This window comes from Pseudomonas sp. 21LCFQ010 (assembly GCF_024129905.1).
Classification (GTDB): Bacteria; Pseudomonadota; Gammaproteobacteria; order Pseudomonadales; family Pseudomonadaceae; genus Aquipseudomonas.
Genome location: NZ_JAMYDZ010000052.1, coordinates 1 through 7426, shown reverse-complemented (window position 1 = coordinate 7426; position 7426 = coordinate 1). Strand labels below are relative to the sequence as shown.

Sequence of the window (7426 nt, the reverse complement as noted above, 5' to 3'; positions counted from 1 at the left end):
ACCTGCCGCTTTCAAGGCGATCACCGTCGCTGCAGGTGGCCGTGGTTTTCAGTCCGAGGTCGATACCCACCGCGTCCTGGCCTGGCGATAACTGCCGGTCGACCTCGACCACGACGTTGAAATACCAACGTCCACGGCTGTCCTCGTTGAAGCTACCGGATCTGAATTTAAAACCCGCCAGGCCGTAGCTGTCCCAGACCTTGAAGTGCTGTTTGTTGAAGACGACCTGGCCGTTTTTCCAGACAGCAGCGCCGGCCTTGAGGGGCACCCAGCCCAGGCTGCGCCGAGCGCCGCCCGAGCAGCGCCAGCGGAGCTGGCGCTTTTTGAACTGCTTGCGCCGTGTGACATATTCGTCGGCAACAGCCTGCACCGATTGGCTGTGCAGTCCCAGATCCTTACCAGCCCCGTTGGTGTACTTGTGAATGTCGAATGCCGACAGAAAACGACCACGCTCACGAATCAAGCGACTACTCAACTCGTTTACGTAGTTCCATACAAAATTCACAGCACGAGACGCTTCACGCAGCTGCGCTGCGTGCTTGTCTCGCACTCGAATCTTGAGGGTTTTGGTCACTTTCATTTCAGTCATGAAACACAGAATAGGGGCGGTTTTATGGATGTTAACCCCTATGAGCGCTTCGCGGTGGCGCTTTCATCCCCCACCTGAAGGAAGGGGCTTTTCGCGCCAGCTTGGTAATGGCTGCCAGCGCGCGTAGTCCACCTGAGCGGATCAGCAAGATCAGTCATTCCAAAACTCACCATCAGGTCCGGAACTTCTGTACCAACCCGTCCAGTTCGCTGGATAGCGACGCCAGGCTTTGAGAGTCAATGCGCGCCGATTGCGCCAGCTCAACAATCGTTTGTGCATCGCCATGAATCTGGCTGATATGCCGATTGATGTCTTCAGCCACTTGATGCTGCTCTTCTGCGGCGGTAGCGATCTGGGTATTCATGTCACGGATGACGTCTACTGATTGGCGAATCTGGCCAAAGCTGATACGGGCTTGGCCGATCTTGCTCACCGACTGCTCAGAGACCTCAAGGCTAGAATGCATCTGTTGAGCCACTGAAGCAGTGCGGCGGGCCAGATTGCCCAATAAGCCGTCGATCTCGGCAGTAGAGTCTGCGGTACGTTTTGCCAAGGCCCTGACCTCGTCAGCAACGACGGCAAAGCCGCGACCCTGCTCACCCGCACGCGCTGCTTCGATGGCCGCGTTAAGGGCAAGCAAATTGGTTTGCTCGGCAATCGAACGAATGGTGTTCAGGATTGACTGGATGTCATTACTGTCTTTCTCCAACTGCGTCATATCCTGCGCAGAACGGGAAATTTCCTGGCTAAGGCGATCCACACTTTCCACCGCATCATCTATCTGCCGCTGGCCATCGCGTGCCTGCTGCTGACTCGTATCTGCCGACTCAGCAGCCTGGCTGCAAGAGCGCGCGACTTCGTTTGCTGTGGCGACCATTTCATGGAAAGCGGTGGACACCATATCCACCGCTTCACGCTGGCGGCTCGCGGCCTGCGACATATTGCCTGAAACTTGAGTAGCGCTATGCGAGGCTACAAGGATACTACTGGCGGCTCTGGATATATGCTGGATCAAGCTGCGGATAGCGTCCAGAAACTGGTTGAACCAGCCAGCCAATTGGGCCGTCTCATCGTTGCCACGCACGGCCAGAGTTACGGTCAAATCGCCTTCGCCTTGAGCAATGCCCTCCAGACCGCTCGAGACACCACGGATCGGGCGGACGATGAAACTGGCGAAAGTCGCTCCCAGCCCCGCAAAGACCACCGCCAGCACAGCAGTGATAATACCGATCAGCCAGGTCAGTTCATTGGCTGCGGCCATGACTTCGTCCTGTTTGATCAGGCCGATAAACGTCCAGCCAAGCTTTTCAGCAGGATAGACATTGGCCATATAACGCTCACCATTGATCTCTACCGCAGTCAGACCTTTTGATATCTTGGCCAGCTCATTAAGCCCGCTCCCCAGCTCACCAAGCTTCTTGAAGTTATTCTCAGGCTGCCTGGGATCGACAAGCACGTTGCCGTTATCCTCCACCAGCATCAGGTAACCAGTCTGACCCAGCTTGATCTGTTTGACGATGTTGGTCAGTTGCTTGAGCGTCACATCAATGCTCATCACCCCGCCCGGATTACCCAGACTATTAGGGATGGCGCGTACCGTCGCAATCATCACTGCGTCATCGGCGGCCCAATAATAGGCATCGGTGCGCACTGTTTTGCCCGGGTTTTCCAATGCCGTTTTGTACCAAGGACGGACACGAGGATCGTAGTGGGTGCCGAGGCTCTGCCCGTCGGGCCAGAACGCGTAACTGCCGTTGGCCAAACCGTAAGAGATATAGGAGTAAGACGGGTGGCTTTTCGCTACGCGATCAAACAGCGCAATGATGCTCTTGCCCGCGTCAGACTCAGGCAGGCTCGCCAGTTCAGGGGTCAAAGAACTTTTGAGGCCAACACCTGCAGTGGCAATCAATGGATCAGAGGAAAGATAATCGATGTTCTGGCTAATACTTTCGAAGAACAACTGCATAGCGTTCTCGATCTGGCCTATTTCGCGCCCACTGTGATCGAAAAAGCTTTGCGTCGCTTCGCTACGCAGATTAACGACGACCACACTTGCCACAACAATAATGGGCAGGCATGCGATGATCGCGAACGCCCCCGTCAGCTTTTGCTTGATATTCATGCAGGCCCCAATTTTTTATTTATGGCAAGTCACAACAATCACTTATAGACCGCCTCTGGCTTATGTCGACCCTGGTGACACCTCGCGCCACGGCAAGACTTTTTATACAGAACCCAGCAATGTATGCGCCTGAGCGTGGCGGAATGTTAATAGCCATGCAAATATCGAAACAGAAACTTTTACTGCGGGCTATTGATAACCCAGGGTTATAGGTCTGCGACATCGTGTTCCCAGAGCAATACGTTATGGCCCGCACTGACTCCCTCACCTCAGCGAAAACCTCCGGCAACCCATAACAGCAGGTCATGATTAGCCTATATAAAATATCGATTTTCACGGTCGGCGACATCACCCTAGGATAGCGAGAAAACATCAACGACTCTTGAAAAATCCGATCGGACCTGACGCGTCCAAGGTGCTTAAAAACAGCGCACTACGATGCTCACCACACTCAGCCCTGCCTCACTTTTTGTTAACGCTCGGTGCGGCGTGTGACCCCGTAAAATCAAAGCACTTTGTTAAACAACTCAATTCTCTGGAGATTTTATGTCAACCCTCCTACCCACCACGATGCATGCAGTCTTACTCAATGGCCTTGGCGGGATTGAGCAACTGGAATACAGGACAGATGTTCCTGTGCCACAACCTGGCGCCGGAGAGGTACTGATTAATGTGCGCGCCTCCGCTGTGAACAATACAGATATTAATACCCGGATAGGTTGGTATTCCAAATCCATCACCAGCGATACCGGGTCCGGGGGCGCTACCGGCTTCGAAAGTGTGAACGGCGACGATGCCTCATGGTCGGGTTCAGCGCTTGAGTTTCCGCGAATTCAAGGCGCCGACTGCTGCGGGTATATTGTGGCCGTCGGTCAAGGGATAGCGGCTTCTCGTATAGGCGAGCGTGTTATCGTCAGCAATCTTTTGCGTACCTATGTTGACCACAGGCCTTATGAGTGTTGGACATTTGGCAGCGAGTGTGACGGTGGCTTTGCCCAGTTTGCTGTGGCGCCCTCAAAAGAGACACTCAAGGTGGAATGCGACTGGAGCGACGCCGAGCTCGCCTCGATCCCCTGTTCATATTCAACGGCAGAAAACATGTTGCACCGGGCCAAGGTAGCTAAAGAAACCGTTCTGGTTACCGGGGCCTCAGGAGGGGTGGGGTCAGCGGCCGTTCAATTAGCCAAACGACGCGGCGCAACCGTTATCGCACAATGCTCAGCTGCCAAGGCTTCTGACGTTAAGGCACTGGGGGCTGACCGCATCATTGATCGCAATACTGACTTGATCTCGGCATTAGGCGAGCATGCTGTAGACGTCGTAATAGATGTGGTTGGCGGAAACGAATGGCCAACACTTTTACGTGTTCTGCGACCAGGAGGCCGTTACGCTATTGCCGGAGCCATTGCTGGCCCCATCACCGAGATAGACCTTCGAACCCTGTACTTGAAGGACCTCACGCTTTATGGCTGCACATTTCAAGAGGATGAAGTCTTTACTAATCTCGTGTCATATGTCGAGTCTGGCGAAATACGCCCTGTCGTTGCCAAAACCTATCCGTTAAATGAAATTCATCAGGCGCAACAAGACTTCTTGACCAAGACCCACATCGGCAAGCTGGTTTTAATCATCCCAGAGGTTGAACAATGAAAATCGCAAGTATCCATATTTACACACATGAATTGCCCGTTGTGGATGGCCCCTATACCATGGCCGGCCGAGTGATCTATTCGTTAACAACGACACTGGTCAAAGTTGTATCCGACAATGGACTGATTGGCTGGGGAGAGACCTGCCCGGTCGGCCCGATCTTCGCCGAGTCACATTCGCTGGGCGCCATAGCAGCCCTGACAGAAATGGCGAAAGGGCTCATCGGCACTGAGCTGCTGCCCGTCCCGCTTCACCGTCGCATGGATAAATTACTCAAAGGCCACAGCTATGCAAAAGCAGCTATTGATCTTGCTGCGCATGATCTACTGGGCAAACATTTAAAGCTCAGCGTTTGCGAGCTTCTAGGGGGCGCCCTCACCGATCGCGTACCCTCCTATTCAGTTGTCGGTATCAGCGACCCTGACGAATCGGTTCGCCTGGCAATCGAAAAACGTGATCAGGGTTATCCCCGTTTGCAAATTAAACTCGGAGGCAGGCCCATCGAGGAGGACATCGCTGCTATCAACAAGGTGTGGGAGGCCGTAGGGCGTTCGCGAATCAAGCTCGCTGTCGACGCCAATCGTGGCCTTACTACCCGAGATACGTTAAGGCTCTGTCGTGAGTGCGCGCATGTGCCTTTCATCCTCGAACAGCCATGCGAAAGCATCGAAGACTTCCAGAAAATCCGCTCGCAAATCAGCCATGCGATGTACATGGATGAAAGCTGTACCAGCATCAACACGGCAATCACTGTGGCAGGAACCGGTCTGGTCGACGGTTTCGGAATGAAAGTGACTGCGCTGGGTGGTCTGCACCCGATGCGGGCATTCCGTGATATTTGTGCCGCGCGCAACCTGCCTCATACCTGCGACGACGCCTGGGGCGGCGACCTCATAGCTGCCGCTTGCACGCAAATCGGCGCGACCGTCGCTCCTGAGCTGCTGGACGGTGTCTGGATTGCAGCGCCAATGATCGAAGGTAACTTCGACCAGAAAAATGGCATCCGAGTCGAAGATGGTCATATCAAAGTCCCGCAGGGATTCGGTTTGGGCGTTGTGCCAGAGGAGGGTATCTTCGGGGAGCCTGTAGCGTCCTTCTGACATTCTGCTTCTGCACTAACCTGTTACTGACAATAAACACGGGTGTACATGAATACACTGCCACACCTGATTCGCACTCTGCATCGTACAACACCAAGAGGCTGCTTTAGCATAAGAAATACACTCGACACTTTAAATCTGCCGTACTTGAACACAATAACCAGAAGAAGGTATGCCATGAAGTATCAGTCCAGTTTTTCTCGCACGCTCATTCAATGCACCTCAGTACTTGTACTTGCCGCGGCCTCAATATCTGGCCATGCATCTACAGAAAAACCCGGTGAGGGGGTGAAGGTCACCGGTGCATTCCCTACCATTGCCGAAGAACGTTTCCGCGGCGAGATTGCCATCGCCGGGCTCAAAGAACTTGGCTACAACGTTCAGGAACCCAAGGAAACCGAGTACGCCACGATGATATTAGCAGTGGCCTATGGAGACGCCGATTTCACCGTACAGATGGTAGAGAATCTTCACGCCAGCTTTTACAAGAAAGCGGGTGGTGATGAGAACATGGTAAAAGCCGGTATTTTCATGGAGGGGATCCTGCAAGGCTACATGATCGACAAGAAAACCGCAGACGCTTACAACATAAAATCGGTCAACGATCTTAAAAAGCCAGACATTGCCAAACTGTTCGACACCGATGGCGATGGCAAAGCCGATTTAACCGGCTGCAACCCCGGCTGGGGCTGTGAGCTGATCATTGCTCACCATATGAAGGCGTATGACCTGAAAAAAACGGTCAATGTCAATCAGGGTTCCTACTTTGCATTGATGGCTGACACGATCGCCCGCTACAACGCCGGCAAGCCTGTCCTTTATTACACATGGGTGCCGCAGTGGATCTCCAACGTACTCGTGGAAGGCAAGGACGTGGTCTGGCTCGAGGTCCCGAAAACCGACTTGCCAAATGGAACGCAAGGGAATACCTCGTACGAAGGCAGGAATCTGGGATTCATCATTGATAATGCCTACTCGACGCTAAACCGTAAATTTGCCGAGAGAAACCCTGCGGCGCTGGCGTTCTTCAAACGCGTGCACATCAACGCTGCAGATGAAAGCGCGCAAAACATGAAAATGCAGCAAGGTGAGAACAAGCCTGCTGATATCCGTCGTCATGCCCAAGAATGGATCGCTGAACATCGCAGTGAATTTGATCAATGGTTGCAAGCCGCAAGAGACGCGGCCAAAAAGTAAGACCTGATCAGAAATCATTGATATGACATCAGCTACGAAAGACGCCACGGCGTAGCTGATGTCGTTAAGCAAACGGCCAAACACGCCATGCGCGCGATTCGAGCGAGTGAACCGTTAATTAACGTCAGCTACAAAACATTGATCACACGCCCCCATTACGATCTACCCGCCAATACATGGTCGATGAATGCGCGAAGTTTAGGCAACACCTGTTGCAGACTCGGATAGTAGAGCGCTAATCCGGGAAAGTTTGTTGAGAAACTGTCCAGAACAACTTCAAGCGTTCCCGCGTTTATTTGTCGAGCACCGAGAGATCGAGGAAGCATGAACAACCCAATGCCTCGCTCCGACGCGTGAATACAAGCGGCCACATCGTCCAGAATCAACGGACCACTGATACGCACCCCATGTCTTTCGCCTGAAACGCTGAATGTCCAGGTGTCCAGTGCAATACCTGCCTGCCGATAGATAAGGCACGGAAGGTTATGAACGTCGTCTGGCAGCAAGGGAGCCATTTACCGGGGGTTTGTAGTCGACGGGGATAGTTAAAACTCTTGCCTGGATCCCTTTCGTAATCACGCTGCAAGTCAAGCTCGCTATTTAACGCTTTGAAGCACGCAGTTAAACCTGCGTGCTTTTTCTTGACATCCTCCCCGGCCTGAAGGCCGGAGATTCCTACGGCGCTCAGGCGCGGCATCGAGCCGCCCCCAAGTCGCTTCGGTGGGTTCCTGCTGCTGGCGCCATGACCTCTGCGCTCACTTCACAGGC

The 7426-nt window shown here is 53.4% G+C and carries 6 protein-coding genes; 3 read left to right on the top strand and 3 right to left on the bottom strand.

The annotated features are described in order from the left end of the window. Both NJC38_RS28770 and NJC38_RS28765 read right to left on the bottom strand, forming a co-directional pair. On the bottom strand, positions 1-580 hold a 580-nt coding region (locus tag NJC38_RS28770; RefSeq protein WP_253118164.1), incomplete at its 3' end, for a transposase. A 181-nt stretch (positions 581-761) separates the two neighbouring features. Continuing rightward, entirely contained in the window at positions 762-2711 is a 1950-nt protein-coding gene (locus tag NJC38_RS28765; RefSeq protein WP_253118163.1) for a methyl-accepting chemotaxis protein, read from the bottom strand. Positions 2712-3257: 546 nt separating this feature from the next. On the opposite strand from NJC38_RS28765, the gene NJC38_RS28760 reads away from it, so the two are divergent. From NJC38_RS28760 to proX, 3 genes are all read left to right on the top strand, one after another. Then, positions 3258-4361, top strand: coding sequence for an alcohol dehydrogenase family protein (locus tag NJC38_RS28760; RefSeq protein ID WP_253118162.1), 1104 nt, complete (start codon positions 3258-3260; stop codon positions 4359-4361). Then, a complete protein-coding gene (locus NJC38_RS28755; RefSeq protein WP_253118161.1) occupies positions 4358-5461 on the top strand; it encodes a mandelate racemase/muconate lactonizing enzyme family protein in 1104 nt (367 codons plus the stop codon). The genes NJC38_RS28760 and NJC38_RS28755 overlap by 4 nt, the downstream gene beginning before the upstream one ends. Positions 5462-5638: 177 nt before the next feature. Further along, the gene (gene proX, locus NJC38_RS28750) at positions 5639-6658 is read left to right on the top strand and encodes a glycine betaine/L-proline ABC transporter substrate-binding protein ProX (RefSeq protein ID WP_253118160.1); all 1020 of its coding nucleotides are present in this window, start codon (positions 5639-5641) and stop codon (positions 6656-6658) included. Between the two features lie 155 nt (positions 6659-6813). Here the strand turns inward: proX and NJC38_RS29200 are convergent, their stop codons facing one another. Continuing rightward, on the bottom strand, positions 6814-7173 hold the full coding sequence (locus tag NJC38_RS29200; protein ID WP_366856695.1) for a LysR substrate-binding domain-containing protein: 360 nt from the start codon (positions 7171-7173) through the stop codon (positions 6814-6816). Positions 7174-7426: the final 253 nt, after the last annotated feature.